This is a genomic window from Pseudophaeobacter sp. A-200-2 (genome assembly GCF_041008815.1).
Taxonomy (GTDB): domain Bacteria; phylum Pseudomonadota; class Alphaproteobacteria; order Rhodobacterales; family Rhodobacteraceae; genus Phycobacter; species Phycobacter gallaeciensis_A.
Window position 1 is genome coordinate 135,157 of record NZ_JAXGFU010000007.1, and the last position, 24,486, is coordinate 159,642.

Here is a 24,486-nt window from a genome sequence, read left to right on the forward strand (position 1 = left end):
ATCCAAGCACGACCGGAATAGAGACGCTATGCTGCTTCAGCCAGTGATGATGACGGACAACTCGGACGACGACAGCGATCTTGGTGTCCTGACCAAGACCCGGCCGAAAACCCAGCGACCGCCGCGCTACAAGGTTCTGCTGCTCAACGATGACTACACCCCGATGGAATTCGTGGTCATGGTGCTGGAACGGTTCTTTGGCATGACACACGCGCAGGCGTTTGAAATCATGCTGACCGTGCACAAAAAAGGTCTGGCCGTGGTTGGTGTTTTCAGCCACGAGATCGCCGAGACAAAGGTCGCGCAGGTGATGGATTTTGCCCGTCGCCATCAGCATCCGCTGCAATGCACCATGGAAAAAGAAGACTGAAGAGGTCCCGCTATGTCCGTTCGCCTGTCGCTCGCTCTTGAGACGGGCGGCTTTGCGGTGCCTGCAGAGGGCCGTATCGCCGTTTTCCACCCGCGCGCGGAGCACGATCTGTCGTGCCTGCCAAAGGATCAGCTGGTGCTGATCCAGCCGATGCGCGGTGAATACGATGCCTTTGCCGCGCAAGGGTACGATTGTCGCCCCGAATTGCCGGATGACATGCGGTTTGCCGCTGCCGTGGTGTTCCTGTCCCGCGCCAAGGCGCAGTCGCGGATGGCGGTGGCGCAGGCTTCGGCCCTGACGGACGGTCCGGTGCTGGTAGATGGGGCCAAGACGGACGGAATCGATTCCATCCTGAAGGAACTGCGCAAACGCATGTCCCCGTCCGAACCGGTGTCCAAGGCGCATGGCAAGGTCTTCTGGTTCGATGGCGGCGGCGATGCGCTCACTGACTGGTTGCCACCCGCAGACGGCGTTGAAGTGGAGGGCTTCGTGACCGTGCCGGGGGTGTTTTCCGCTGACGGAATCGATCCGGCCTCGAAACTACTGGTCGACGCCCTGCCTGCAAAACTTGGCCGTGCCGTTGCTGATCTCGGCGCAGGCTGGGGGTATCTATCCCGGCAAATGCTGAGCCACTCTGAAATCGAAGAGCTGCACCTGGTCGAAGCCAATCATGACGCGCTGTCCTGCGCGCGGCGCAACGTTGCCGATGACCGGGCCCAGTTCCACTGGGCCGATGTTCGCAATTGGAAGGCGCCGGGGCAGATGAACGCGGTGGTGATGAACCCGCCGTTTCACAGCGGCCGCAGCGCTGAGCCGGAGCTGGGTAAGGCCTTCATTTCCAGCGCTGCCGAGATGCTGACCGCTTCGGGCCATCTGTGGATGGTTGCCAACCGGCATCTGCCCTATGAGATCACCCTGTCAGAGCGGTTTGCCGCAGTCGAGGAAGCCGCAGGCGACAACCGGTTCAAGGTCTTGCACGCCAGCCGCCCCAAGCGGCAGCGGCGTTAGGGCGGTAAGGTCACCCCGTATTGCAGGTTTTCAAACCGAATGGTCCGGTCTAGGCTCCGGCTCAGTTTTCACTACGCGACGCAACATTCTGGAGTGCCCGAATGTCCTTTTCGATTTCCGGCAAGACTGCCATCGTGACCGGCGCCTCAAGCGGGATTGGTCTGGCCATTGGCAAGCAGTTCGCGGATGCCGGTGCCAACGTCATGTTTGCCGATACCAACGAGGCGGCCCTGATCGCGGAACTGGGAGAGCAGGCCGACGAAAGCAACATCCGCTACTTCGCCGGGGATCTGCGCGAAAGGCTGACCATTGCCAATCTGTTGTCGGCGACCATCGATGCCTTCGAAGACGTGGATATCCTCGTCAACGGCGCCCGTCAGGTGGTGCCGAGTGATCCGCTGGACCCGAAGGACGAGTCGCTGGAACTGCTGCTGACCGAGAACCTGTTGCCGACCCTGCGTCTGTCGCAACAGGCGGCGCGGCGGATGATCAAGCAAGGCGAGGGGCGCGAGCCGGGCGCTGCGCGCGGGGCCATCATCAACCTGTCGTCGATCGCGGCGCGGCGGACCCACCCCGATCTGATGGCCTATTCGGTGGCTTCGGCGGCGCTGGATCAGCTGACCCGGTCGCTCTCTGTCTCTTATGCGCCGCATGGGGTCCGGGTGAATTCCATTGCCTTTGGCTCGGTAATGAGCGCGTCGCTCAGGGGCACGCTCAAGGATAACCGGGCCTATCGGCAGGATATCGAAGACCACACACCGCTGGGCCGCATCGCCGCACCGACCGAGCTGACCGAAACGGCGCAGTTCCTTGCCTCGGACGCGGCCAGTTTCATGACGGGCCAGATCGTGACGGTCGATGGTGGTCGCACGCTGCTGGATTCCGTTGCCGCTCCTGTTCACTGATGAATGCCGGGACCTGCCTGCGCTCACGCAGCGCGGCGTCCCACAAGTACCGAAAGACGCTCTGAAATGACTGCTGAAATGAAAGACGAAAAAGCCCGCGCTGCCGCCTGGTTCCGCACCCTGCGCGATGAGATCGTCGCGGCCTTCGAGGCGCTTGAGGCGAGCCATGACACCGGCCCCTTCTCTGATCAGGCGCCGGGCCGGTTCGAGGTGAGCGAGACAAAGCGCACCGCGGATGATGGATCGGACGCGGGCGGCGGGCTGATGAGCGTGATGCGGGGCGGCCGTGTCTTTGAAAAGGTCGGCGTCAATATCTCGGAGGTCTACGGCACGCTTGGCGAGCGGGCGCAGAACGCCATGGCGGCGCGCAAGGGCATTCCGGGCATGAAGGACGATCCGCGGTTCTGGGCCTCGGGCATTTCGCTGGTTGCGCATATGCAGAACCCGCATGTGCCTGCAGTTCACATGAACACCCGTATGTTCTGGACACCGCATGCCTGGTGGTTTGGCGGCGGCTCGGACCTCAACCCATGCATCGAGTATGCCGAGGATACCGCCCATTTTCATGCGCAGCAGAAACAGCATCTCGACCCGCATGGCACGGATCTCTATCCGCGTCTGAAGGAATGGGCGGATGAGTATTTCTACATCCCGCACCGCCACCGGGCGCGGGGGGTTGGTGGCATCTTCATGGATGATCGTTGCACCGGTGACTGGCAGGCGGATTTCGCTCTGACCCAGGATATTGGCCGCGCCTTCCTGCCAGCCTATCTGCCGCTGGTGGAAAAACGCCGGGTTCAGCCCTTTGATGACAAGGACAAGGAGGCGCAGCTGGTGCATCGTGGCCTCTATGCCGAGTATAATCTGGTCTATGACCGGGGGACAAAGTTTGGTCTGGAAACCGGGCATGACGCCAATGCGGTTCTGATGAGCCTGCCGCCGCTGGCCAAATGGGTCTGAGTGGCGCAGCAAACTGGCTCCGGGCATATCGGTTTCTGCGGAAATATCCGAGGATGTAGTCCGCGCGGGCCAGAGGCGGGGCAAAAGACTGTGTTTGTTTGTGTGCGGAGGGATGATGCGGTTCTTTTTGATGTCGGCCCTTTGCCTTGTGACACTGGCTGCCTGCGGCACCCGGCCCGAACCGGAGCGCCCGGCGCCGACCCAGCTTCCGTCCGATGCACAGCTGGCCCGGCTGGTGACCTATCCCCGGTTCGAGGACAGCGATCCTCATTCTTGGGAGGGGCGCACGCCCTACTCCTATGCCATTCACGGGATTGATGTGTCGCGCTGGCAGGGCGACATTGACTGGGACACAGCCAAGGCGGCAGGCGTCTCCTTTGCCTATCTCAAGGCGACCGAGGGCGGGGATCTGCTGGATCCGAAGTTCGGCGACAACTGGCGCGGCGCTGCACGGGCAGGGATGCCGCGCGGGGCCTATCACTATTTCTACTTCTGTCGCCCGGCGCGGGAGCAGGCGCGGTGGTTCATCCGCAACGTGCCGCGTGAGGCAAAGGCGCTGCCCCATGTTCTGGATATGGAGTGGAACCACCACTCAAAGACCTGCAGGCATCGCCCCGATGGTGCGCATATCCGCTCTGAGGCGCGTAAGTTTCTGGATATTCTGGAGGCTCACTATGGCCGCCGCCCGGTCATCTACACCACGGTGGATTTCTTTGCCGAAACCGGCATCGGTCGGCTGCGCGGCACTGAGTTCTGGCTGCGTTCCGTCGCCGGGCATCCGCGCCAGACCTATCCCAGCGCCTTCTGGCGGCTCTGGCAATACACCGGCACCGGGCGGGTGCCGGGGATCGATGGCGACGTGGACCTCAATGTGTTCCACGACAGTCCCGAAAGCTGGTTGCGCTGGTCCGGCCAGTTGGAACAGTAGGGCGCAGGATCAGGCCCGCCGCCAGCCTGCCTCGGCCAAGGCCTGACCATACCCTTTCGCGATGCGCATCTGCTCCCCCAGCCCCTTTTTCAGCAACAGGGCGTGCATGCGTCTGAGCTGCCAGCAGGGCACATGCATCACCATGTGATGCTCCAGATGGTAGTTCACCCAATAGGGCGCCACCAGAAGCCGGGCGAGCGGGCCTGCGCGGGTGGTGCGCACGTTCTGCAGCGGGTTTTCGGATTGCTCGGTGGCGCCATGCTCGGCGATGTTGCGCACCCGCAGCACGAACTGGAACCAAGTGAGATAGGGCAGCAGCCAGAAGGCAAGCCCCCACCACCAGTCGCCAATCAGACTGATGAGCAGGGCAATGCCGAAAAATACCGGCAGTGCCCCCCAAAGGCGCGGCGCCTTGAAGCTTTGGGCGAAATCGGAGTTCGCTGCCTTGATCGCGTCGTCATCTCCGGCCAGCTGCAGGGACATGGCGATCTGGCCCAAAAGCTGTTTGATGCCGGTCTGCCCGGTCAGATCGCGGGTGAACTTGCGCCGCAGCGAGGCGCGGGAGGTGGGGAATTTCGACGACAGAACCAGATCGGGATCCTTGTCGGTCTGGGTGAACCGGTGATGGGTCAGATGGTAATGCCGATAGGCGCCCAGATCCGCCAGAATGGGGCGACCGCAGAGCCAGTCCCCGGCAAGCTCATTCCAGCGGCGGGTCTTGAACAGCGCGTTATGGGCGGCCTCGTGCATCAGGATCGCCAGCCCCAGCTGGCGCGAGCCGATCACCATCACGGCGAGCACAAAGGTCAGAACATTGGGCCAGAGCGCGAAGAGCGCGATCGCCAGGGCAATCGTGCCCCAGCAGTGCAGTAGCAACCACAGTCCCATAGGATCCGATCGTTCCGCCAAAGGGCGAATTTCGTCAGAGCTGAGATATGTTTTTCCCGGTGTCATGCGTGTAGTCCTCCCAAGCCTCAGGCTTCCAGCAGAAGCGCAAACAGGTCAAGAAAACCGTGGCGTCAGGTCCGGGGCAGGGCGGTCAGCCGCGCCAGTCGAAGAAACCTTCCCCGGCCTGTTCCAGCAGCTTTGCGGCCATTTCGCGGCCCAGCTCCGGTCCGTCCTCGATCGCGCAGGTCTGCGCGTCCTGAAGGGCTTCGGAGCCATCGGGGCGCAGCACTTCGCCGCGCAGGCGCAGGGTGGTGCCATCAAGCTCCGCAAGACCCGCGATGGGCGTTTCGCAAGACCCGTCCAGAGCCGCCAGAAAGGCGCGTTCGGCCGCAAGACGCTGTGCGGTCTCTGTATCATGGATGGCCGCCAACATATCGCCTGCGCGGCTGTCATCTGCGCGCCGTTCGATGCCAATGGCGCCCTGCGCCACGGCGGGCAGCATGTCGTCGGTGTCGATGCCGGTTGCGGGCACGTTCTCCATCGCCAGACGATTCAGCCCGGCCATCGCCAGGAAGGTGCATTCGGCCACGCCGTCGTCGAGTTTCTTCAGGCGGGTCTGCACGTTGCCGCGGAACTCCACCACTTTCAGGTCGGGGCGGCGGTTCAGCAATTGCGCGCGGCGGCGCAGCGAGGAGGTGCCCACGACAGAGCCCGGCGCCAGTTCGGTGATCGAGGACAGGCTCGGGGAGATGAAAGCATCGCGCACGTCTTCGCGCGGCAGGTAGCAATCCAGCACCAGACCCACAGGCTGCGCCACTGGCATGTCCTTCATCGAATGCACCGCGATGTCGATGGCGCCGGTCAGCATCGCCTCTTCGATTTCCTTGGTGAAGAGGCCCTTGTTGCCGATCTCCTTCAGCGGGCGGTCCGCTGCGATCAGCGCCTGATTGTCACCGGTGGTTTTGATGACGACGATCTCGAAGGCCTCCTGCGGCAGCTCGAACGCGGCGGCCAGACGGTCGCGCGTCTCATGGGCCTGAGCCAGGGCCAGCGGCGAGCCACGGGTGCCGATCTTCAGGGGCGAAGCGGGGGAGGGCAGGTTCTGTGTCATGTCAGAACCTTTATTCGCGACATTATGCCGTGACAAGCATCGGCCTCACCACCCTTGACAATTTGCCGCTCAGCCTAGACCTCAGTACCCAAGAGAGAAGCGAGGAATCCCATGGCCGAACAGAAGAAACTGCTGCGCGCATTGGCAGGCGAAAAACAGCATGTGCCGCCGATCTGGATGATGCGTCAGGCGGGCCGCTATCTGCCGGAATACCGCGCGACGCGGGCCCAGGCTGGGGATTTCCTGTCGCTGTGCTACAATTCCGAACTGGCTGCCGAGGTCACCCTGCAACCGATCCGCCGCTATGGGTTTGATGCGGCGATCCTGTTTGCCGATATCCTGCTGGTGCCGCAGGCGCTGGGCGCGGATCTGTGGTTCGTCACCGGCGAAGGGCCGCGCCTGTCGACCATCACCACCGATGCGGATTTTGCCAAGCTTGGCCCGGTCAGCGACATCCACGAGACGCTGAACCCGATCTACGACACCTTGCGCATTTTGAAACAGGAATTGCCCAGCGAGACGGCTCTGATTGGGTTTGCCGGGGCGCCCTGGACCGTGGCGACCTATATGATCGCCGGACGCGGCACCCCGGATCAGGGGCCTGCCCATGCGTTGAAGGCAGAAAACCGTCCGCTGTTCGAGGCGCTGCTGGCCCGCATCACCGAGGCGACCATCGATTACCTGTCGAAACAGATCGAGGCGGGCGCCGAAGTGGTGAAGATCTTCGACAGCTGGGCGGGATCCCTGAAGGGCGAGGATTTCCAGAAGTACGCGCTGGAGCCCTGCCGCCAGATCACCGCGGCGCTGAAAGAGCGTCATCCCGGCATCCCGGTCATCGGTTTCCCGCGTGAGGCGGGCGACAAGTATATCGGTTTTGCCAAGGCAACAGGTGTCGATTGCGTAGCGGTGGATAATTCGGTGACCCCGGAATGGGTGGCCGAACATGTGCAGGTCGATGGTTGCGTGCAGGGTAACCTGGCTTCGCGTCACATGGTGACCGGTGGTCAGGATCTGATCGATGATACCCGCCGCATCGTCAACGCCCTGCGCGGCGGCCCGCATATCTTCAACCTTGGCCACGGGATCACCCCGGATGCCGACCCGGACAATGTCCAGCTGATGATCGATACGGTCCGCGAAGCCTGATCGTGCGTCGCGTTCAGCCAATCAATATGTGAGCGAGAGTAATGGATTACAGCAAGCAAGGCGGCCAGAAACCGGGCCGCAACGAACCCCGCCACAGCGAGCATAACGCCAAGGGCACCGACAAGAACCCCTACAGCAAGCGCGAAACCAAAGCAGAGTTGCTGGCCCGCATGAAGAAGGCCGCAGCCGCCCAGAAGGACGGCTGAGCCGCGCCGTTCGGCCTTTTTATTCGGTCAGGGTGCGGGCAATCAGCTCTTTCATGATCTCGTTCGACCCGCCGTAGATCTTTTGCACGCGGGCATCGGCGTACATATTGGCGATTGGGTAGTCCAGCATGTAACCGTAGCCGCCGTGCAGCTGCAGGCATTCGTCCACCACATCGCATTGCATCTGGGTGACCCACCATTTCGCCATTGATGCGGTAGCGGCGTCCAGCTCTCCGCGCAGGTGCTTAGCGACGCAGTCATCCAGGAACACGCGGGCGATATGGGCGATGGTCTTGGCCTCGGCCAGCTTGAAACGGGTGTTCTGCATCTCGATCAGCGCCTGACCAAAGGCACGCCGCTCTGAGGTATAGGCGATGGTGTCATCCAACGCCTTCTCGATCACGGCGGCGGCCCCAAGCGCGATCACCAGCCGTTCCTGTGGCAGCGCCTTCATCAGCTGATAGAACCCCTGTCCCTCGACCCCGCCAAGCAGGTTCTCGGGCGGTACGCGTACATCGTCAAAGAACAGCTCTGATGTGTCCTGACTCTTGAGGCCCAGCTTTTCGAGGTTGCGGCCCCTTGCAAACCCTTCGGCGCCCTCGGTTTCCACAACCAGAAGCGAGATCCCCTTGGCCCCCTGCGTGGTATCGGTCTTGCAGACCACGATGATCAGATCCGCCTGCTGACCATTGGTGATGAAGGTTTTGGAGCCGTTCAGCACGTAATCGTTGCCGTCGCGCAGGGCGTTCGCCTTGATGTTCTGCAGGTCCGACCCGGTGCCGGGTTCGGTCATGGCGATGGCGCAGACCATTTCGCCGCTGGCCATCTTGGGCAGCCAGCGCTGTTTCTGATCCTCGGTGCCATAATCGAGTATATAGCCCGCGCAGATCTGGCTATGGACGGAATTGCCAAAGCCGGAAAACCCGGCGGCGCGGAACTGTTCGGTGGTGATCACCGCCTCGTGCCGGAAATCGCCGCCCATGCCGCCGTATTCCTCGGGGACGCTGGCGCAGAGGAGGCCGAATTCCCCCGCCTTGTTCCAGAACTCCCGGTCTATATGGCCCTGTTTCTGCCAGCGTTCCTCATGCGGGGTCATTTCAGCGGTGAAAAAGCTGCGGCAGCTGTCTTGCAACATTGCCAGTTCGTCGGTCATCCAGGGGGAGCTATGCGCGGTCATCGGATCAGTCCTTGTCACGGCCCAGTTCGGCCAGAATTTCTTTTGCGTGTTGCCCGCGAACGGGACTTTCGGGCGCCATCCAGTCCCCTGCGCCGGAAAACCGTGGGGCAGGGGCGGCCTGAAGCGCGCCATGTGCCTCGACCCAGGTGCCGCGGGCGTTCATAGGATGGGTCAGCGCCTCGCCGGGGCTAAGGACAGGCGCGACGCAGGCATCGGTGCCCTCAAAAATACCTGCCCAGTGATCGCGGGGCTGGCTGGCAAAGATCCCGGCCAGACGCCCGGTCAGCGCGGGCCAGAGTGATTTGTCAAACTGACGCTGAAAATCGGTATCCTCCGCAAGATCCATCAATGACAGGAACTGGGCATAGAATTTCGGCTCAAGACACTGCACCGACATGAAGCCACCATCGGCGCAGGCGTAGGTACGGCTCCAGTGCGGGCCATCAAGCAGATTCTGCCCGCGCGCATCGCCAAAGTTCCCGGCCTGACGGATGCTCATCAACAGGTTCATCATATGGGCCGAGCCGTCATAGATCGCCGCATCGACGACGCAGCCTTCGCCGCTGGTGCGGGCGCGCAGGATACCGGCGAGCATACCCGCCACCAGATACATGGCGCCGCCGCCGATGTCGCCCACCAGCGTGGCCGGTGTCAGCGGCGCATCGCCGGGATTTGACCCGTACCAAAGCGCGCCGGACAGGGAGATGTAGTTGAGGTCATGCCCCGCGGCATGGGACAGGGTACTGTCCTGTCCCCAGCCGGTCATACGGCCAAAGACAAGGGCCGGGTTCACCGCATGGCAGGCCTCGGGCCCGATGCCGAGCTTTTCCATCACGCCAGGGCGGAAACCTTCGATCAACCCGTCGGCGGTTTCCACCAGCGCCATGAAGGTCTTGATGTCTTCGGGTTCCTTCAGATCCAGCTCGATCGATCGCTTGCCGCGATCCAGCACCGAACGCTCCGGCATGCCGGGGGTGACGCCGCCGCCCTTGCGGTGGATGCAGATCACATCGGCGCCCATATCGGCCAATGTCATCGCCGCGAATGGGCCGGGGCCAAGGCCTTCGACCTCGATGATGCGGGTGCCTTCCAGCATTTATGTCGTCTCCCAGTTTTGGTGGCCCGCCCCGGTGCAGGGCGGGCCAGTACGCTGTTTCTGAGTGTCGCGTGGATCAGGTGCCGGACAGGCCGCCGCCCACGACCAGGGTCTGGCCCGAGACGTAGTTGCTTTCGGGGATGCAGAATAGGTAGACGCCGCCCGCCGCCTCTTCCGGTGTGCCCGCACGGCCCACGGGGATCATCATCTCCATGCCCTGCACCAGTTTCTTGGGGATGCCGATGCCGATTTTGTTGCCTTCGACCTCGATCGATTTCTTTTCGTCCGTGGCCTCGGTCAGGCGGGTGGAGATCATGCCAAAGGCCACCGCGTTGACGTTGACCTTGAACCGGCCCCATTCCTTGGCCATCGTCTTGGTCAGGCCGATGACGCCGGATTTCGCTGCGGAATAGTTCGCCTGTCCGGGATTGCCGCCGGTGCCCGAAATCGACGAGATATTTACCACCTTGCGGAAGACCTCGCGGCCCTCGGCAGCCTCGGCTGCTGCGGCTTGCGTGATGAAGGGCGACGCTGCGCGCAGGATCTGGAAGGGCGCCTTCAGGTGTACGTCGATCATGGCATCGAACTGTTCGTCGCTCATCTTGCCGATGAAGCTGTCCCAGGTGTAGCCGGCATTGTTGACGATGATGTCGATGCCGCCGAACTTGTCGATCCCGGCCTGGATAAAATCATCGGCAAAGCCTGCCGCCGTGACGGATCCGGGAATGGCCAGCGCCTTCCGGCCCATCGCTTCGATTTCGGCAACGACGGCGTTTGCGGGGTCCGCGTCCAGATCGTTCAGCACCACATTGGCGCCGTCCTCGGCCAGTTTCAGCGCGATGGAACGGCCGATACCGCGGCCTGCGCCGGTGACATAAGCAGTCTTGCCTGCGAGTTTGCTCATCTTGTCAGTGTCCTTTGTCGTTATGGCAGCTCAATCAGGGCGGTCCCGGCCAGTTTGACCTCACCGTTCTGATCGGCGGCCTCAATCTCAAGCGCCACCAGATTGCCGTCGCGTTTCTCCACCACCTTGCCGGTGCAGGTGATCACCGCGTGAACTTGGGTGATCGATACAAACCGGGTGGTGAATTCGCGCACGGCCGATTGCGGTACCCAGCCCGTCAACAGGCGGCCCAGATAGGCCATATTCAGCATGCCGTGGGCAAAGACGTCCGGCATGCCTGCGCGTTTCGCGAAATCAATGTCGATGTGGATCGGGTTGTGATCGCCCGAGGCGCCGGCGAACAGCGCCAGCGTGGTGCGGGTGATCTCCTTGGTGGTGAGGGGCGGCAGCTGATCGCCCACATTGATCTCTGCATAGGTTGGCATGGTCATTACGGATGCCTCACGATCACGGTGCGGGTCATGCTGCCTGCGTCTTCGCCGAGCTGGTTGGTGGCCGAGGTTTTCAGATGCACGAACTCCATGGCGCCGCCTTTCTTGGCGTAGATGTCAGTGACCTTGCTCACCAGGGTAATGGTATCCTCGGCGCACATCGGCGCGCCATAGGTAAAGGCCTGCTCACCATGAAGGACCTTTGCGATGTCGATCTTCAAGAGCGTGATGAAATAGAACGGATCTTCGCGGTCCAGATCCAGCGAGAACAGGTAGGTGGGCGGCGCCAGCAGCCCACGATAGCCCGCCGCCTTCGCGGCCTCCTCATCCAGATAGACGCGGTCGCTCTGGCCGGTAGCGCGGGCAAAATCCCGCAACCGGCCTTTCTCCACCGTGACCGCATAGGGATCGGTCACGTGGCCGATGTAAGAGGTGTCGATCATCGCCGCCTCACTGCGCCTGATACATGGTGACGACGCAGGCGCCGCCAAGGCCGAGGTTGTGCTGCAGCGCCGTGCGGGCGCCTTCGACCTGCGTGCTGCCTGCGGTGCCGCGCAGCTGGCGGGTCAGCTCGTAACATTGCGCAAGGCCGGTCGCGCCAAGGGGATGTCCCTTGGACAAAAGCCCGCCCGAGGGGTTGGTCACGTATTTGCCGCCATAGGTGTTGTCGCCATCGGCGATGAACTTGGATGCGCCGCCTTCGGGGCAGAGGCCAAGGCCTTCGTAAGTGATCATCTCGTTATGGGCGAAACAGTCGTGCAGTTCGACCACGTCGACGTCTTCGATGCCGATGCCGGTTTGCTCCTGCACCTGTTTCGAGGCGGCTGCCGTCATGTCGTAGCCGACGACCTTCATCATGTCGTGGGCGTCAAAGGTGCTGGCATAATCGGTGGTCATCGCCTGGCCCGCGATGCGCACGTTGGTGTTCAGCCCGTGTTTCTTGGCATAGGCCTCGCTGACCACGACCGCCGCCGCCGCGCCGCAGGTGGGGGGGCAGGCCATCAGGCGGGTCATCACGCCTTCCCAGATGGTGGGGCTTTCCAGCACATCCTCGGGCGAGAGTTCATTGCGGAACAGGGCCAGCGGATTGTTCACCGCATGGCGGCTGGCCTTGGCCCGGATACGCGCAAGATCCAGCATGGTGGAGCCGTATTTCTCCATATGCGATTTGCCCGCGCCGCCGAAATAGCGCAGCGCCAGCGGGATCTCGGGCTGGCCAACCAGATCGTCGGTTTCCGCGTCAAAGGCATCGAACGGGCTGGGCCGGTCATCCCAGTGCGAGGTCAGCGCGCCGGGTTTCATATGCTCAAAGCCAAGCGCCAGCGCCACATCGACAACGCCCGATTCCACCGCCTGACGCGCCATGAAAAGGGCGGTCGATCCGGTCGAGCAGTTGTTGTTGACGTTCATCACCGGAATGCCGGTCATGCCAACCTTGTAAAGCGCCGCCTGGCCACAGGTGCTGTCCCCATAGACATAGCCCGCATAGGCCTGCTGCACGGCATCATAGGGCAGGCCCGCGTCCTTCAGCGCATCGCGCACGGCGGCAGCGCCCATTTCGGTATAGGGTTCATTCTGGCCGGGTTTGGCGAATTTGGTCATACCCACTCCGGCAACCATCACATGTACAGACATTGGCTCTCTCCCTTGCGCGAGTCGGAATTACACTTCCGGGTTACTTTCGGTTCGGGCTGGGCAAACTGTCAAGAAGAGTGTAACTCATGAGTGTAATTACCGGGCGTCAATAGGTCAGACCTCGCATGGGGTGGGCCGGGGGAAGAACGGCGATGGGCAATAAAACCTGGACGAAAACGGCAGACAGCCGCAGTGCGCAGCGCGAGATCAAACGCCGCGCAGTGCTGATGGCCGGTGCGCGCCTGTTCAACGATCAGGGTTATGAGCAGACCTCGCTTGAGGATATCGCTGCCGCGCTCAACATTACCAAGCGCACGATCTACTATTATGTGCAAAGCAAGGAGGACATCCTGTTCGGTTGCCACCAGCTGAGCCTGGAATTCCTGGGCGAGGTGATGGAGATCAGCCGCGATGACAGCCTGCCAGTGGCAGAGCGGATTTCGCGACTGATCCGCGGCTATTGCGAGTGGGTGTCCACCGATCTTGGCGCCAGCCTGGCCATGGTGCGGGCGCACAGCCTGTCGCCCGAGCGGCGCGAGGCCCTGCACGAGGGTAAGGCGCGGGTGGATTTTCAGCTGCGGATGCTGATTGAGAAGGGGATTCGCGAAGGCGTCATCCGCCATTGTGATCCGCGTCTTGTGGCGGCCGGGGTGTTTGGCGCGCTGAACTGGATCCCTTTCTGGAACCGCACTGACCGGCCGGTTCCCCACGAAGAAATTGCCGAACAGTATCTTGCAATGATCCTGAATGGTTTGCTGCCAGGCGCCGGGGGCAGCAAGCGCTGATCGGTGTCAGGCGCTGTCGCCCAATTGTTTGCGAAAGGCGCGCGGCGGCATGCCGGTGCCCTTGGTGAAGACGCGGCTGAAATGGGCGGGATCGCTGAACCCAAGATCATAGGCGATCTGCGCCGCGCTGAGCGACGTATAAAGCAGCATCCGCCGGGCTTCGCGCAGCATGCGTTCATTCACCAGATGCGATGCGGACTGGCCCGTGACCTGATGCACGATCCGGTTCAGATGGGTCGGGGAGACGGCGAGATCGCGTGCATACTCCGCCAGCGGGCGGCGGCTGCGGAAATGTTGCTCCACGAGGGTTTCAAAGCGGGAAAAGATCGGGTTGCCACCATTCTGACGGTCGCCGCCCTCAGCTGTGTGAATATGGCGGGCGACAAGGGCGGTCAGGGTTCCGGCGAGCGAACGCAGCAGCTGCGCGCGGGCAAAATTCTGGCCGTGGTATTCCTGATAAAGCGTTTCGGCCATGCTGCGCAGGTCGGGCGGCAGCGGCAAAACGCAGGCATGATCCAGCGGGCCGCGCACGCCTTCGCCGCTGCGGATGCAATGATCAACAAGGTCTGAGGGCAGGGTGACAACCCAGCCGCTGGTCTCTGGTTCGAACGTGTAACCGTGAACAACCCCGCGCGGAATATTGACGAAACAGGGGGCGGGCAGGCTATGGGCGTCGCCGTCCAGATCCACCACGCCGCCGCCACTGGTCATGAATAGGACCTGATGCAGCCGGGCGTGCCGGTGCGGTGACAGCTGCCAATCATGCTGCTCGGAGCGGGAGCGGATCGTCTCCACATGCAGCACGTCCGCCAGTTCATCGGTTTCCCCGAACAGGTTGTAGCTGCGGATCTGAAGAGCGCTGGTCATGTGCGAAATGTACAAGAACTTGCGCGCATGGTCCATTCGCAAAACCCGGACCCCGCGTCATATTGCCCGTCACCATGAAACGGAGACGCGCTTATGACCGTGCAGAAAACCCAAGTCGCAATCATCGGAGGCGGTCCTTCGGGCCTGCTGTTGTCGCAGCTGTTGCACCGCAAGGGGATCGATAGCATCGTACTGGAACGGCAATCCCGCGGCTATGTGTTGGGCCGGATCCGGGCGGGTGTGCTGGAGCATGGTTTCGTCAATCTGATGCGCGAGGCAGGCTGCGGAGAGCGCATGGATGCCGAAGGCGAGGTGCACGAAGGTTTCTATATCGCCCATCAGGGGCGCAACGACCGTATCGATCTGGAAAAATACGCAGATGGCGCCACGGTCATGGTCTATGGCCAGACCGAGGTGACGCGCGATCTATACGCCGCCCGCGATGCCATGGACGGGGTCGTCATTCACGAGGCCGCCAATGTGCAGCCGCATGATCTGAAGTCCGATAGCCCCTATGTCACCTACGAAAAAGACGGATCCGAGCACCGGATTGACTGCGATTTCATCGTCGGCGCCGACGGGTTCCACGGGGTCAGCCGCAAATCTATTCCCGGCGATGTGCTGAAGGAATACGAAAAGGTCTATCCCTTTGGCTGGCTGGGCATTCTGTCGGAAACCAAGCCCGTCTCGCCCGAGCTGATCTATGCCCGTCACGAGCGCGGCTTTGCGCTTTGCTCGATGCGGAGTCAGGTGCTGAGCCGCTATTACATTCAGGTGCCGCTGACGGATAAGCCCGAGGACTGGTCGGATGATGCTTTCTGGGCAGAGCTGAAGAGCCGCCTGCCTGAGGATGTGGCCGCTGGTCTGGAAACCGGCCCGTCGATCGAGAAATCCATCGCGCCGCTGCGCAGTTTCGTGGCCGAGCCGATGCGCTATGGCAATCTGTTCCTGGCCGGGGATGCGGCGCATATCGTGCCGCCCACCGGGGCCAAGGGGCTGAATTCGGCGGCGTCGGATATCTACTATCTCTACCATGGCTTTATGGATCACTACCTCAATGGCGACAGCGCCGGGCTGGATGGCTACTCCGAAAAGGCATTGGCCCGGGTCTGGAAGGCAGAACGGTTCAGCTGGTGGATGACCAACCTGTTGCATCTCTTCCCGGATGCGCAGGAAGTGGATCAGCGCCTGCAGTGTACCGATCTCGATTACCTGTTCTCTTCGGATGCGGCGCAGGCTTCGCTCGCCGAAAATTATGTGGGTCTGCCCTACTGACGTCGCGTTCGCACGGCTAGGTCTTAGCCTCCGGGCGTGCTTTCCTCCCTCGGGAAATGAGGGAGGAAAAAATGACGACAGTTGCCTATGAAAAAGACGGCCGGATCGCGCGCATCACTCTGAACCGGCCGGAGACCATGAACGCCATCGACGACCAGATGCCGCGGGATCTTGCGGCGGCCGTCGCGCGCGCAGATGCGGATCCGGGCGTGCATGTGATGGTGCTCTCCGGCGCCGGAGAGGCGTTTTGCGCTGGCTATGATCTGACCTTTTATGCTGAGGGCAACGGGTCGGGGGAGGCCACCCAGCCGATGCCATGGGATCCCATCAAGGACTATCGGTTCATGTGGGAAAACACCCAGCATTTCATGTCGATGTGGCGTGCGGTGAAGCCTGTGGTCTGCAAGGTGCACGGTTTTGCGGTGGCGGGCGGATCGGATATCGCGCTGTGCGCGGATATGACGATCATGGCCGAGGATGCGCAGATCGGATACATGCCCGCCCGCGTCTGGGGCTGCCCGACCACGGCCATGTGGGTCTATCGACTTGGCGCCGAGCGGGCCAAGAGGATGCTGTTCACCGGTGACAAGATTTCGGGGCGCGAGGCAGCCGATATGGGGCTGGTCCTCAAGGCGGTGCCAGCAGAGCAGCTGGACGATGCGGTAGAGGAGATGGCGGCCCGCATGGCCACGGTTCCGATCAACCAACTGGCCATGCAGAAAATGGTGATCAACCAGGCGATCGAGCAGACCGGTTTGATGCAGACCCAGCGGCTGGCGACGGTATTCGACGGCATCACCCGCCATTCGCCAGAAGGCATCGCCTTCAAGGAACGTTCTGAGGAAAAGGGTTGGAAGCAGGCGGTCCGGGAACGCGACGAAGGCACATACGACTGGACCCGGCAGGAGGAAATCCCGAAGGGCAACCGGTAACGGCCGGGCGCCATGCCCTGGGGGGCACGGCGCGGCGGCGCAATAGGGTGTGGTTTGGCGTCAGCCGGGCTGCATGGCCGGTGCGGGCGCCGTCCAGGCCGCCGTCAGGCGGCGACGGGCGATTTGAGGCGCTTCGGCAAGATCCAGCATCGCCACCGCGAAATCCGCATAGGTGATCTGCGACTGGCCCTCTGCGTCGGTGACCAGCGTATCGGTGCCAAATTCATAGTGGCCGGTTCGTGGCCCCGGCAACAGCATCGCGGGCGGGCGCAGGCAGGTCCAGGTGGCAGAGGTTTCCTGTTCCAGAAGGGCATCCTGATCGGCGCAGGCCTGCGCGATGGGGCGCACCGCGTCCGGCAGGAAATCGGGGGCGCTCAGAACCGTGTGGCCGCTGCCATCTGCCAGTTTCAGCAGCGCCGCGCCGCCAGTGATCAGCGCGGGGATCCCCGCTGATGCAGCGACGTTCAGCGCGGCGCGGGTGAGGGGAACCAGGTCTCCCTCGTGCCCTGCAGCGGGGCGCAGGGCGCTGATCACCAGGTCATGTCCGGCTGCGGCATCCGCTGCCGCGTCGGGTTTGCCGAGAAGGTCGAGCGACAGGGCGTCTACGCCGGAGGGTAGGGGGCCGAGCCGACTGGTATCCCGCGCTACGGCTGTGATGTGGTGGCCGCGGCTCACGGCTTCGCGCAGGGTGGCGCTTCCGACATCGCCGGTGGCGCCGAAAAGAATGATTTTCATAAGTGAACTCCTTTTGCCTCGCCGTCGAGATACTTTGTGGAAATCTCGACGTCAAGATAAGTGTCGCCCAAAGCAGTCCGCTCTTTTTGCACAGGTGCTGTTCAGAGTATCAGTTGCTTGGCTTGGCCGGGTCTCGGTAGCGCATCAGAACCGTCCGGTGGTTCAACTCCTGTCCGGTGTGTCGGTCGGTCACTACCGGATCGATCTCCTCGCCGCCGTCCCGGAGGACAAAGGAGAGGGGAGAGGGGGCCTCGCTGGGAAGATTGCTGCGCGCCCAGTCCTGCAAGGCGAGCATTACCGGGGCAAAGGCCTTGCCCGATTCGGTTAGTCGGTATTCGTGACGCAGGGGGCGTTCCTGATAGGGGCGGCGCTCCAGCAGGCCCATCGCCTCAAGCCGTTTCAGCCGTTCGGCGAGCAGATGCCGGGTGATCCCGAGGCTTTTCTGGAAGTCGTCGAACCGGCGCACACCCAGGAAACATTCCCGCAAAATCAAAAGGGTCCAGCGGTCGCCCACCACCCCCATCGCCCGCGCCACCGGGCAGGCGGCCTCTTTCATGTCATGCCATTTCATGAGGCAGTTCTAGCATGGATTGACAAGGTTCTCAAATGGAACCGATAATGGGTTCCAAATAGGAACTAACTATTGTGGCAACCATGCAGACCCCGCGAAATCCCGGGCTGCAGCCGCCGCGCCCCGACATCAGGAGGACCAGCCATGGTCAGTGTCACATCGAATGCAACGCTCAAACGCCGCCCACCGCCCGCACTGGCGATGCTCCAGCGGGCATCGGGCATGTTGGAGGCTATTTCTCCGGCGGCGGCCTCTTTCGTGCTGGCGACGCTGTTTACCCGGCCAAGACGGCAAAAGTTGCCGAAATGGGAGCGGGACTGGCTGCTGGCAGCGGCGGCGCGGCCCCTGCGGATGAAATCGGGTGTCGAGATTCCACTTTATGAATGGCGCGCGACGCCACGTGGCCATGGTGTCCTGGATGAGGCGCCTCTGCCGACCATCCTGTTGGTACATGGCATGTCGGGCCGGGCCGGGCAGCTCGGCGGTTTCGCGGCGCCACTGGTCAAGGCCGGGTTCCGGGTCGTGGCCTTTGACGCGCCGGGCCACGGGGCAGCTCCGGGGCGTCGCAGTTCGTTGCCGGAAATGCTGTGGGTAACCGAGGAGGTCGCGGCGCATCTGGGGCCGTTGACCGGGATTATCGCCCACTCCAATGGCGCGGCAGCCACGGTGGCTGCACTGTCGCGGGGACTCCGGGTGCGACGGGTTGCGCTATTGGCGCCGCCGACGGATCTGGCGGCCTATCTGGGTAAGGTCGCTCGGCTTTTGGGCTTTGGGCCGAAGGTGGCAAAAGGCGCGCAGACCCTGCTGGAAAAACGCTATGGTCTTCCATTCGATGCGCTGCGCGGCACTGATCTTGCCCGTGGGTTGGCGCAACCGTCCCTGATCGTGCATGACAATGCGGACCGTGTGGTGCCGGCCTCGGAAGGGCGTGCCTTGGCGGACAGCTGGCCGGGGGCGCGGTTGCATGTGACCGCAGGGCTGGGACACGGCAAGATCCTGCGGGATGACAGTGTAATCGCCCGGGTTGTCGACCATCTGACACCTGAGGTCGCGTCGGTCGAAGAGGAGTGATCAGGGGGTGCCCTTTGCACCCGCGTGACGCTTCCGTCTTGGCAGACGGCAGGGTGGCGGCTAGGTCTGTAAGGGATAAGAGACTGCCGACACCCGGCCATAACGGAGGACCCGCCATGCAGATGAGTGATCAGAAGGAAATTGCCGCCCCGCCGACCGAGGTCTACGCCGCGCTGCTGAACCCGGAGGTGCTGAAAGCCTGCGTGCCTGGCGCCACCGAGGTAACCGGCTCCCCGGAGGAAGGCTTCGAGGCTTCGGTTACCCAGAAGATCGGGCCGGTCAAGGCGACCTTTAAGGGGCAGGTGACCTTGTCGGATCTGGTTCCGGGCGAAAAGCTGACCATCGCCGGTGAAGGCAAGGGCGGCGCGGCCGGATTTGCCAAGGGCGGCGCAAAGGTGAGCCTGGAACCCTCTGATGGCGGCACCATGCTGAGCTATGAGGTCGAGGCCAAGGTCGGCGGCAAGCTGGCGCAGCTGGGCAACCGGATCATCGACGGCTTTGCCAAGAAGATGGCTGATCAGTTCTTCGTCAACCTGCAGACCCATCTGGCGCCCGAAGCGGAAAACGCTGGGGAAGACGGCGCCGAGGATGGCGGCGAAGAGGGTGAAGGCAAAAAAGGCTGGTTCAAGAAAATGACGGGCGGTTAAGGGGCGGCTGATCGGCGCCCGACCGTAGCAGCCGTAGCCTTTCTCTCTGCGCTGGCGCACATGCAACTGCGCGCCTGACCACTGGTGGCTGGATCAGTGGCTGGATAGCCTGCGCTCAACGAAAATATGGGGAGAGGCCATGTCAGCGATCCTGTCTATACGCGATCTGCGCAAGACCTACGAAGGTGGGTTCGAGGCGCTGAAAGGGGCCTCTCTGGAGATTGAAGAGGGCGAAATCCTTGCCTTGCTCGGGCCGAATGGCGCGGGCAAGACAACCTTGATTTCAACCGTCTGCGGTATCACCACGCCCACGTCAGGCAGCGTCACCGTCGCCGGGCATGATATCCTGCAGGAATTCCGCGCGGCGCGGCGGTTGATCGGGCTGGTGCCGCAGGAAATTAATCTGGAACCGTTTGAAACGGTCTGGAACGCGGTGCGGTTTTCACGCGGCCTGTTCGGCAAGCCCAAGAATGATGCGCTGCTTGAGGAGATCCTGAAGAAGCTGTCCCTCTGGGACAAGCGCAAGAGCCAGATCAAGGAATTGTCCGGCGGCATGAAACGCCGGGTGCTGATCGCCAAGGCGCTAAGCCACGAGCCGCGCGTGCTGTTCCTGGATGAGCCCACCGCCGGTGTCGATGTGGAACTGCGCAAGGACATGTGGGAGGTGGTGCGCGAGCTGAAGGCCGATGGCGTCACCATTATCCTGACCACCCATTACATCGAAGAGGCCGAAGCCATTGCCGACCGGATCGGGGTGATCACCAAGGGGCAGATCCTGCTGGTGCAGGAGAAGGCTGATCTGATGGCGCAGATGGGCCGCAAGCAGCTGGAAGTGCAGCTGACATCGCCGATCACTGAAGTGCCCGAGGCGTTGGCAGCACATGGGCTGGAACTGGGCGCGGACGGGCGGTCACTCATCTACAGCTACGACACAAGGGGTGAGCGGACCGGCATCACCGCGCTGCTCAACGATGTGGCTGCGGCCGGGCTGGTGCTGTCAGATGTGGTGACACGCCAATCCAGCCTTGAAGATATCTTTGTCGGTCTTGTCGCGGGAGAAGAGTCATGAACTGGACGGCGGTTGCATCAATATATCGCTTTGAAATGGCGCGTTTCTTTCGCACGCTGATGCAAAGCTTCCTGTCGCCGGTCCTGTCGACCTCGCTTTATTTCGTGGTCTTTGGCGCCGCCATTGGCAGCCGCATCGACGAGGTCGAGGGCATCGCCTATGGCGCCTTCATCGTGCCGGGGCTGATCATGCTGAGCGTGATCACGCAGAGCATTTCGAACGCCTCCTTTGGGATCTACTTCCCCAAATTCATCGGCACGGTTTACGAGCTGTTGTCGGCGCCGATCAATTTCCTTGAGATTGTCCTCGGCTATGTCGGGGCGGCCGCGACCAAGGCGCTGTTCATTGGGGTGGTGATCCTGTGCACGGCCTCGCTGTTCGTGGATCTGTCCATCGCGCATCCTTTTGCCATGGTGCTGTTCCTGCTGCTGACGTGCCTCAGCTTTGCGCTGTTGGGCTTTATCATCGGGATCTGGGCGAAAAACTTTGAACAGCTGCAACTTGTGCCGTTGCTGATCGTGACTCCGCTGGTGTTCCTGGGCGGGTCTTTCTACTCGATCTCGATGTTGCCGCCGATCTGGCAGAAAATCACCATGTTCAATCCGGTGGTCTATCTGATCTCGGGCTTCCGCTGGTCCTTCTTTGGCACCGCAGATGTTCCGGTGGGGACCAGCCTCTTGGCCATCGGCGGTTTTACCTGCCTGTGCCTTGCGGTGATCTGGTGGATTTTCAAAACCGGCTGGCGCATCCGGTCCTGATCGCTGGGCGATACAGCGCTGGCAGGCGGGCCGCAACATTCGGACGTTTGCCCGGGGTGGTGCGTTGCAAAATTGCCTGCGCACAGGTGCTTTTTCCCTTTGCGGTCGTTTCCCTGCCCCGGGGACCTTGTTTCGGGGCGGGGGGCATTCTACATCGGCGCCATGATCCTGCGCATACCCTTTGTCAAAAAGCCGCCTCTTGTCTCTGTGGTCCGCCTGTCCGGCGCGATCGGAATGCCGGGACGCGGCAGCCTGAGCGATGCGGCGTTGGCCCCTGTGCTGGAGCGCGCCTTTAGCAAGGGCAAGCCCGCCGCCGTGGCGCTGGAGATCAATTCTCCGGGCGGCTCACCGGTGCAAAGTTCGCTGATCGGCGCGCGCATCCGGCGTCTGGCCGAGGAAAAAGAGATCCCCGTGATCGCCTTTGTCGAGGATGTGGCGGCCTCGGGCGGCTATTGGCTGGCGGCCGCGGCCGATGAAATCTGGGCAGATGACAGCTCTGTTGTTGGCTCGATCGGCGTGATTTCCGCGGGCTTTGGCGCCCATGTGCTGCTGGCCCGTCAGGGCGTGGAGCGCCGGGTCTACACGGCAGGCGAAAGCAAATCGATGCTGGATCCGTTCCGTCCTGAAAACCCCGAAGACGTGGCGCGCCTGAAAAGACTGTTGAACGATATTCACACCAATTTCATCCATCACGTGACCAGCCGTCGCGGCGATGCGCTGAGCAAGGATGAGCCGCTGTTCACCGGCGAGGTCTGGCTGGCCCGGCGGGCAACCGAACTGGGGCTGATCGACGGGATCGCGCATCTGCTGCCGAAACTGAAGCAGCGCTACGGCGACAAGGTGCGGATCCGCCGTTATGGCATGAAACGCCCGTTTCTGAGCCGGTTTGGCATGCAGATGGCACAGGATGCCCTGGGTGGCCTTGAGGAACGCGCGGAATTCGCGCGGTTTGGCCTCTGACGTGCTGCTCAAAATCGTTTCCATTTTCCTGGTTGTTATGGCGGTTATGGCCATGTTCGGAAAGCTCCGGCTGCCCGGGCACAAGCAGCTGAAATCTGCGCGTTGCCCGTCCTGCGGACGCTTTAGGATTGGCAAAGGGCCCTGCGCCTGCGGAAAAGGAGGACCACGGCGATGATGCCTTGGTTGTATTGTGGACTGGGCCTGGTGATCCTGCTGCTGGCCGGGGACGCATTGGTGCGCGGGGCGGTGAACCTGTCGCTGCGCCTTGGCGTTCCGGCCCTGATCGTCAGTCTGACCATCGTGGCCTTTGGTACCTCGGCGCCGGAACTTCTGATTGCCATCAGCGCGGTTATGGAAGGTGCCGACGGCATTGCGATGGGCAACGTCGTAGGATCCAATACAGCCAATATCCTTCTGGTTCTGGGCGTGCCTGCGATCCTGATGCGGCTGGATACCAGCAAATGCGCGACGCAGAAAAACTATGTTTACATGCTCATCGCCTCGGTGCTGTTCATCGCGTTGGCTTTCGTCGGGGTGTTCACCCTGTGGTCGGGGCTGATCCTGCTGGCGGCGCTGGCGATTGTACTGGGCGGCGCATTCCGCGAGGCACGGGCACACCGGCGCAACCGGAATGGGAACGCGGAGGCAGCGGATGATCTGGAAGAGATCGAGGAAGCCGACCCCGACATGCCGTTCTGGCGCATTGGTGTCTATCTCGTTCTGGGGTTGGTCGGCCTGCCACTGGGCGCGGATTTGCTGGTAGACAATGCCACGATCATCGCGCGGATGTATGGCATCAGCGAAACCGTTATTGGTCTGACGTTGGTGGCGATCGGAACCTCCCTGCCGGAACTGGCCACCACGGTCATGGCGGCGCTGCGGCGGCAGGCGGATGTCGCGCTGGGCAATGTCATCGGCTCCAACATGTTCAACCTGCTGGCCATCATCGGTGTGGCAACCTTTGTCGGGCCGATCTCGGTCGATCCCGAATTCCTGCGCTTTGACCTTTGGGTGATGCTGGCGGCCTCGCTGCTTATCTTTCCTTTTGTCTTTTTCAAGATGGACATCACGCGCCGGTGGGGTGGTCTCTTGACCGGGCTTTATGTGCTCTATCTGTGGGTCCTGCTCTGACCACAGAAGCAGGCAGGCAATCAGGCAGGCAATCAGGGAGGCATCCATGCGGGCTTTGGTGACAGGAGCGGGCAAACGTCTGGGGCAGGCGATGGCCCTGAAACTGGCCCGGCAGGGGTTCGACGTTGCCGTCCATTACGCGACCTCTGAGGCTGAGGCGAATACCACTGCCGATGCGATACGGGGCTTGGGGCGGCGCGCTGAACTGGTGCAGGCTGATCTTCTGTGTGAGGCTGAAGCCGTAGAACTACTGCCTGCGGCTGCCAAGGCATTGGGCGGTCCGATCACCTGCCTTGTGAACAACGCCTCCATCTTCGAGCACGACAGTGTTGAAACCGCGACGCGGGAAAGCTGGGACCGGCATTTCGGCAGCAACCTGCGTGCTCCCTTCGTGCTGATGCAAGCGATGGCCGCACAAGAGGTCGAGCAGCCGTTTGATGAGAGCAATGAGCCGCAGGCCTGGGGGCTGGTGGTCAACATGACCGATCAGCGGGTACGGCGGCTGACGCCTGAGTTCAGCAGCTACACGTTGGCAAAATCCGCCCTCTGGACGCTGACACAGACGGCGGCACAGGGGCTGGCACCCCGGATCCGGGTCAATGCCATCGGGCCGGGGCCAACCCTACAGGGACCGCGCCAGAGCCCGCAGCAGTTCAACGATCAGCGGGCCAGAACCGTGCTGCAGCGGGGCGCCAATCTGGGCGATATCACGGCCGCACTAGGCTATCTTCTGGAGGCGCCCGCGGTTACCGGACAGCTGATCTGTGTCGATGGCGGGCAGCATCTGGCCTGGGAAACGCCGGACGTTGTCGGGCTTGAATAGCCCCTGCCGGACCGGTCTTTGCGAAAAGTTTTGCACCACCAGCGCGATGATCACAAACCCGTTACAAAAGTGTCTTTGTTTTCAAAACCTTGTCAGG

The 24,486-nt window shown here is 62.2% G+C and carries 28 protein-coding genes; 17 read left to right on the forward strand and 11 right to left on the reverse strand.

The genetic code is table 11. The annotated features are described in order from the left end of the window. The first annotated feature begins 28 nt into the window (after positions 1-28). The 5 genes from clpS to SM766_RS12225 all read left to right on the forward strand — a co-directional run bounded on the left by clpS (position 29) and on the right by SM766_RS12225 (position 4,171). On the forward strand, positions 29-370 hold the full coding sequence (gene clpS / locus SM766_RS12205) for an ATP-dependent Clp protease adapter ClpS (RefSeq protein ID WP_065271271.1): 342 nt from the start codon (positions 29-31) through the stop codon (positions 368-370). A 12-nt stretch (positions 371-382) separates the two neighbouring features. Further along, complete coding sequence (locus SM766_RS12210) at positions 383-1,378, forward strand: class I SAM-dependent methyltransferase (RefSeq protein ID WP_368947946.1); 996 nt, start codon at positions 383-385, stop codon at positions 1,376-1,378. Between the two features lie 101 nt (positions 1,379-1,479). Next, a complete protein-coding gene (locus SM766_RS12215; protein ID WP_065271269.1) occupies positions 1,480-2,283 on the forward strand; it encodes an SDR family NAD(P)-dependent oxidoreductase in 804 nt (267 codons plus the stop codon). Positions 2,284-2,349: 66 nt separating this feature from the next. After that, positions 2,350-3,243, forward strand: a complete 894-nt coding sequence (gene hemF / locus SM766_RS12220) for an oxygen-dependent coproporphyrinogen oxidase (protein ID WP_368947947.1) — start codon at positions 2,350-2,352, stop codon at positions 3,241-3,243. A 115-nt stretch (positions 3,244-3,358) separates the two neighbouring features. Then, on the forward strand, positions 3,359-4,171 hold the full coding sequence (locus SM766_RS12225; protein ID WP_368947948.1) for a glycoside hydrolase family 25 protein: 813 nt from the start codon (positions 3,359-3,361) through the stop codon (positions 4,169-4,171). Positions 4,172-4,180: 9 nt separating this feature from the next. On the opposite strand, the gene SM766_RS12230 is transcribed toward SM766_RS12225, so the two are convergent. Next, a complete protein-coding gene (locus SM766_RS12230) occupies positions 4,181-5,125 on the reverse strand; it encodes a fatty acid desaturase family protein (protein WP_065271267.1) in 945 nt (314 codons plus the stop codon). Positions 5,126-5,210: 85 nt separating this feature from the next. After that, complete coding sequence (gene hemC, locus SM766_RS12235; protein WP_274837316.1) at positions 5,211-6,170, reverse strand: hydroxymethylbilane synthase; 960 nt, start codon at positions 6,168-6,170, stop codon at positions 5,211-5,213. 111 nt (positions 6,171-6,281) lie between these two features. On the opposite strand from hemC, the gene hemE reads away from it, so the two are divergent. Both hemE and SM766_RS12245 read left to right on the forward strand, forming a co-directional pair. Then, on the forward strand, positions 6,282-7,316 hold the full coding sequence (gene hemE / locus SM766_RS12240; RefSeq protein WP_274829709.1) for a uroporphyrinogen decarboxylase: 1,035 nt from the start codon (positions 6,282-6,284) through the stop codon (positions 7,314-7,316). Positions 7,317-7,357: 41 nt separating this feature from the next. Next, a complete protein-coding gene (locus SM766_RS12245) occupies positions 7,358-7,522 on the forward strand; it encodes a hypothetical protein (protein ID WP_165832675.1) in 165 nt (54 codons plus the stop codon). A gap of 19 nt (positions 7,523-7,541) precedes the next feature. On the opposite strand, the gene SM766_RS12250 is transcribed toward SM766_RS12245, so the two are convergent. From SM766_RS12250 to SM766_RS12275, 6 genes are all read right to left on the reverse strand, one after another. After that, on the reverse strand, positions 7,542-8,699 hold the full coding sequence (locus SM766_RS12250) for an acyl-CoA dehydrogenase family protein (protein ID WP_368947949.1): 1,158 nt from the start codon (positions 8,697-8,699) through the stop codon (positions 7,542-7,544). A 4-nt stretch (positions 8,700-8,703) separates the two neighbouring features. After that, positions 8,704-9,795: a CaiB/BaiF CoA transferase family protein gene (locus SM766_RS12255; RefSeq protein WP_368947950.1), complete on the reverse strand. Its 1,092-nt coding sequence runs from the start codon at positions 9,793-9,795 to the stop codon at positions 8,704-8,706. A gap of 76 nt (positions 9,796-9,871) precedes the next feature. After that, positions 9,872-10,699 carry an SDR family NAD(P)-dependent oxidoreductase gene (locus SM766_RS12260; RefSeq protein WP_368947951.1) on the reverse strand — a complete coding sequence of 276 codons (828 nt, stop codon included), beginning with the start codon at positions 10,697-10,699 and terminating at the stop codon, positions 9,872-9,874. A gap of 20 nt (positions 10,700-10,719) precedes the next feature. After that, positions 10,720-11,130, reverse strand: a complete 411-nt coding sequence (locus SM766_RS12265) for a MaoC family dehydratase (protein WP_274832703.1) — start codon at positions 11,128-11,130, stop codon at positions 10,720-10,722. Beyond that, on the reverse strand, positions 11,130-11,573 hold the full coding sequence (locus tag SM766_RS12270; protein WP_368947952.1) for a MaoC family dehydratase N-terminal domain-containing protein: 444 nt from the start codon (positions 11,571-11,573) through the stop codon (positions 11,130-11,132). The genes SM766_RS12265 and SM766_RS12270 overlap by 1 nt, the downstream gene beginning before the upstream one ends. A gap of 7 nt (positions 11,574-11,580) precedes the next feature. Next, positions 11,581-12,765 carry a lipid-transfer protein gene (locus tag SM766_RS12275; RefSeq protein WP_368947953.1) on the reverse strand — a complete coding sequence of 395 codons (1,185 nt, stop codon included), beginning with the start codon at positions 12,763-12,765 and terminating at the stop codon, positions 11,581-11,583. A 152-nt stretch (positions 12,766-12,917) separates the two neighbouring features. Here SM766_RS12275 and SM766_RS12280 point away from each other — a divergent pair, with 152 nt between their 5' ends. Continuing rightward, complete coding sequence (locus tag SM766_RS12280; RefSeq protein ID WP_065271258.1) at positions 12,918-13,550, forward strand: TetR/AcrR family transcriptional regulator; 633 nt, start codon at positions 12,918-12,920, stop codon at positions 13,548-13,550. Positions 13,551-13,556: 6 nt separating this feature from the next. Here the strand turns inward: SM766_RS12280 and SM766_RS12285 are convergent, their stop codons facing one another. After that, positions 13,557-14,417: a helix-turn-helix domain-containing protein gene (locus SM766_RS12285; protein WP_274866746.1), complete on the reverse strand. Its 861-nt coding sequence runs from the start codon at positions 14,415-14,417 to the stop codon at positions 13,557-13,559. A 93-nt stretch (positions 14,418-14,510) separates the two neighbouring features. On the opposite strand from SM766_RS12285, the gene pobA reads away from it, so the two are divergent. Further along, the gene (gene pobA, locus SM766_RS12290; RefSeq protein ID WP_368947954.1) at positions 14,511-15,692 is read left to right on the forward strand and encodes a 4-hydroxybenzoate 3-monooxygenase; all 1,182 of its coding nucleotides are present in this window, start codon (positions 14,511-14,513) and stop codon (positions 15,690-15,692) included. A gap of 56 nt (positions 15,693-15,748) precedes the next feature. Further along, a complete protein-coding gene (locus tag SM766_RS12295; RefSeq protein ID WP_274834849.1) occupies positions 15,749-16,624 on the forward strand; it encodes a crotonase/enoyl-CoA hydratase family protein in 876 nt (291 codons plus the stop codon). A gap of 60 nt (positions 16,625-16,684) precedes the next feature. On the opposite strand, the gene SM766_RS12300 is transcribed toward SM766_RS12295, so the two are convergent. Together SM766_RS12300 and SM766_RS12305 are read right to left on the reverse strand one after the other, a co-directional pair. Next, on the reverse strand, positions 16,685-17,359 hold the full coding sequence (locus tag SM766_RS12300) for an NAD(P)-dependent oxidoreductase (RefSeq protein WP_368947955.1): 675 nt from the start codon (positions 17,357-17,359) through the stop codon (positions 16,685-16,687). Positions 17,360-17,468: 109 nt separating this feature from the next. Beyond that, positions 17,469-17,930, reverse strand: coding sequence for a winged helix-turn-helix transcriptional regulator (locus SM766_RS12305; protein ID WP_368947956.1), 462 nt, complete (start codon positions 17,928-17,930; stop codon positions 17,469-17,471). A gap of 144 nt (positions 17,931-18,074) precedes the next feature. Between SM766_RS12305 and SM766_RS12310 the strand changes: the two genes are divergently transcribed. From SM766_RS12310 to SM766_RS12340, 7 genes are all read left to right on the forward strand, one after another. Continuing rightward, positions 18,075-19,001 carry an alpha/beta hydrolase gene (locus tag SM766_RS12310; protein WP_368947957.1) on the forward strand — a complete coding sequence of 309 codons (927 nt, stop codon included), beginning with the start codon at positions 18,075-18,077 and terminating at the stop codon, positions 18,999-19,001. 116 nt (positions 19,002-19,117) lie between these two features. Next, positions 19,118-19,648 (forward strand): SRPBCC family protein, encoded by a 531-nt coding sequence (locus SM766_RS12315; protein ID WP_368947958.1) that lies wholly within the window; start codon positions 19,118-19,120, stop codon positions 19,646-19,648. Positions 19,649-19,787: 139 nt separating this feature from the next. Then, complete coding sequence (locus tag SM766_RS12320; RefSeq protein ID WP_065271251.1) at positions 19,788-20,717, forward strand: ABC transporter ATP-binding protein; 930 nt, start codon at positions 19,788-19,790, stop codon at positions 20,715-20,717. Further along, positions 20,714-21,475 carry an ABC transporter permease gene (locus SM766_RS12325; RefSeq protein WP_065271250.1) on the forward strand — a complete coding sequence of 254 codons (762 nt, stop codon included), beginning with the start codon at positions 20,714-20,716 and terminating at the stop codon, positions 21,473-21,475. Before SM766_RS12320 ends, SM766_RS12325 begins: the two co-directional genes overlap by 4 nt. A gap of 162 nt (positions 21,476-21,637) precedes the next feature. Then, positions 21,638-22,435, forward strand: coding sequence for a S49 family peptidase (locus tag SM766_RS12330; protein ID WP_065271249.1), 798 nt, complete (start codon positions 21,638-21,640; stop codon positions 22,433-22,435). 171 nt (positions 22,436-22,606) lie between these two features. Further along, on the forward strand, positions 22,607-23,566 hold the full coding sequence (locus tag SM766_RS12335) for a calcium/sodium antiporter (protein WP_274829695.1): 960 nt from the start codon (positions 22,607-22,609) through the stop codon (positions 23,564-23,566). Further along, positions 23,538-24,389 (forward strand): SDR family oxidoreductase, encoded by an 852-nt coding sequence (locus SM766_RS12340; protein WP_368947959.1) that lies wholly within the window; start codon positions 23,538-23,540, stop codon positions 24,387-24,389. Before SM766_RS12335 ends, SM766_RS12340 begins: the two co-directional genes overlap by 29 nt. Positions 24,390-24,486: the final 97 nt, after the last annotated feature.

Coding starts and splice junctions, on each gene's coding strand:
- clpS (WP_065271271.1), top strand. CDS start 29: ATGCTGCTTCAGCCAGTGATGATGACGGACAACTCGGACGACGACAGC.
- SM766_RS12210 (WP_368947946.1), top strand. CDS start 383: ATGTCCGTTCGCCTGTCGCTCGCTCTTGAGACGGGCGGCTTTGCGGTG.
- SM766_RS12215 (WP_065271269.1), top strand. CDS start 1,480: ATGTCCTTTTCGATTTCCGGCAAGACTGCCATCGTGACCGGCGCCTCA.
- hemF (WP_368947947.1), top strand. CDS start 2,350: ATGACTGCTGAAATGAAAGACGAAAAAGCCCGCGCTGCCGCCTGGTTC.
- SM766_RS12225 (WP_368947948.1), top strand. CDS start 3,359: ATGCGGTTCTTTTTGATGTCGGCCCTTTGCCTTGTGACACTGGCTGCC.
- SM766_RS12230 (WP_065271267.1), bottom strand. CDS start 5,125: ATGACACCGGGAAAAACATATCTCAGCTCTGACGAAATTCGCCCTTTG.
- hemC (WP_274837316.1), bottom strand. CDS start 6,170: ATGACACAGAACCTGCCCTCCCCCGCTTCGCCCCTGAAGATCGGCACC.
- hemE (WP_274829709.1), top strand. CDS start 6,282: ATGGCCGAACAGAAGAAACTGCTGCGCGCATTGGCAGGCGAAAAACAG.
- SM766_RS12245 (WP_165832675.1), top strand. CDS start 7,358: ATGGATTACAGCAAGCAAGGCGGCCAGAAACCGGGCCGCAACGAACCC.
- SM766_RS12250 (WP_368947949.1), bottom strand. CDS start 8,699: ATGACCGCGCATAGCTCCCCCTGGATGACCGACGAACTGGCAATGTTG.
- SM766_RS12255 (WP_368947950.1), bottom strand. CDS start 9,795: ATGCTGGAAGGCACCCGCATCATCGAGGTCGAAGGCCTTGGCCCCGGC.
- SM766_RS12260 (WP_368947951.1), bottom strand. CDS start 10,699: ATGAGCAAACTCGCAGGCAAGACTGCTTATGTCACCGGCGCAGGCCGC.
- SM766_RS12265 (WP_274832703.1), bottom strand. CDS start 11,130: ATGACCATGCCAACCTATGCAGAGATCAATGTGGGCGATCAGCTGCCG.
- SM766_RS12270 (WP_368947952.1), bottom strand. CDS start 11,573: ATGATCGACACCTCTTACATCGGCCACGTGACCGATCCCTATGCGGTC.
- SM766_RS12275 (WP_368947953.1), bottom strand. CDS start 12,765: ATGTCTGTACATGTGATGGTTGCCGGAGTGGGTATGACCAAATTCGCC.
- SM766_RS12280 (WP_065271258.1), top strand. CDS start 12,918: ATGGGCAATAAAACCTGGACGAAAACGGCAGACAGCCGCAGTGCGCAG.
- SM766_RS12285 (WP_274866746.1), bottom strand. CDS start 14,417: ATGACCAGCGCTCTTCAGATCCGCAGCTACAACCTGTTCGGGGAAACC.
- pobA (WP_368947954.1), top strand. CDS start 14,511: ATGACCGTGCAGAAAACCCAAGTCGCAATCATCGGAGGCGGTCCTTCG.
- SM766_RS12295 (WP_274834849.1), top strand. CDS start 15,749: ATGAGGGAGGAAAAAATGACGACAGTTGCCTATGAAAAAGACGGCCGG.
- SM766_RS12300 (WP_368947955.1), bottom strand. CDS start 17,359: ATGAAAATCATTCTTTTCGGCGCCACCGGCGATGTCGGAAGCGCCACC.
- SM766_RS12305 (WP_368947956.1), bottom strand. CDS start 17,930: ATGAAATGGCATGACATGAAAGAGGCCGCCTGCCCGGTGGCGCGGGCG.
- SM766_RS12310 (WP_368947957.1), top strand. CDS start 18,075: ATGGTCAGTGTCACATCGAATGCAACGCTCAAACGCCGCCCACCGCCC.
- SM766_RS12315 (WP_368947958.1), top strand. CDS start 19,118: ATGCAGATGAGTGATCAGAAGGAAATTGCCGCCCCGCCGACCGAGGTC.
- SM766_RS12320 (WP_065271251.1), top strand. CDS start 19,788: ATGTCAGCGATCCTGTCTATACGCGATCTGCGCAAGACCTACGAAGGT.
- SM766_RS12325 (WP_065271250.1), top strand. CDS start 20,714: ATGAACTGGACGGCGGTTGCATCAATATATCGCTTTGAAATGGCGCGT.
- SM766_RS12330 (WP_065271249.1), top strand. CDS start 21,638: ATGATCCTGCGCATACCCTTTGTCAAAAAGCCGCCTCTTGTCTCTGTG.
- SM766_RS12335 (WP_274829695.1), top strand. CDS start 22,607: ATGATGCCTTGGTTGTATTGTGGACTGGGCCTGGTGATCCTGCTGCTG.
- SM766_RS12340 (WP_368947959.1), top strand. CDS start 23,538: ATGTGCTCTATCTGTGGGTCCTGCTCTGACCACAGAAGCAGGCAGGCA.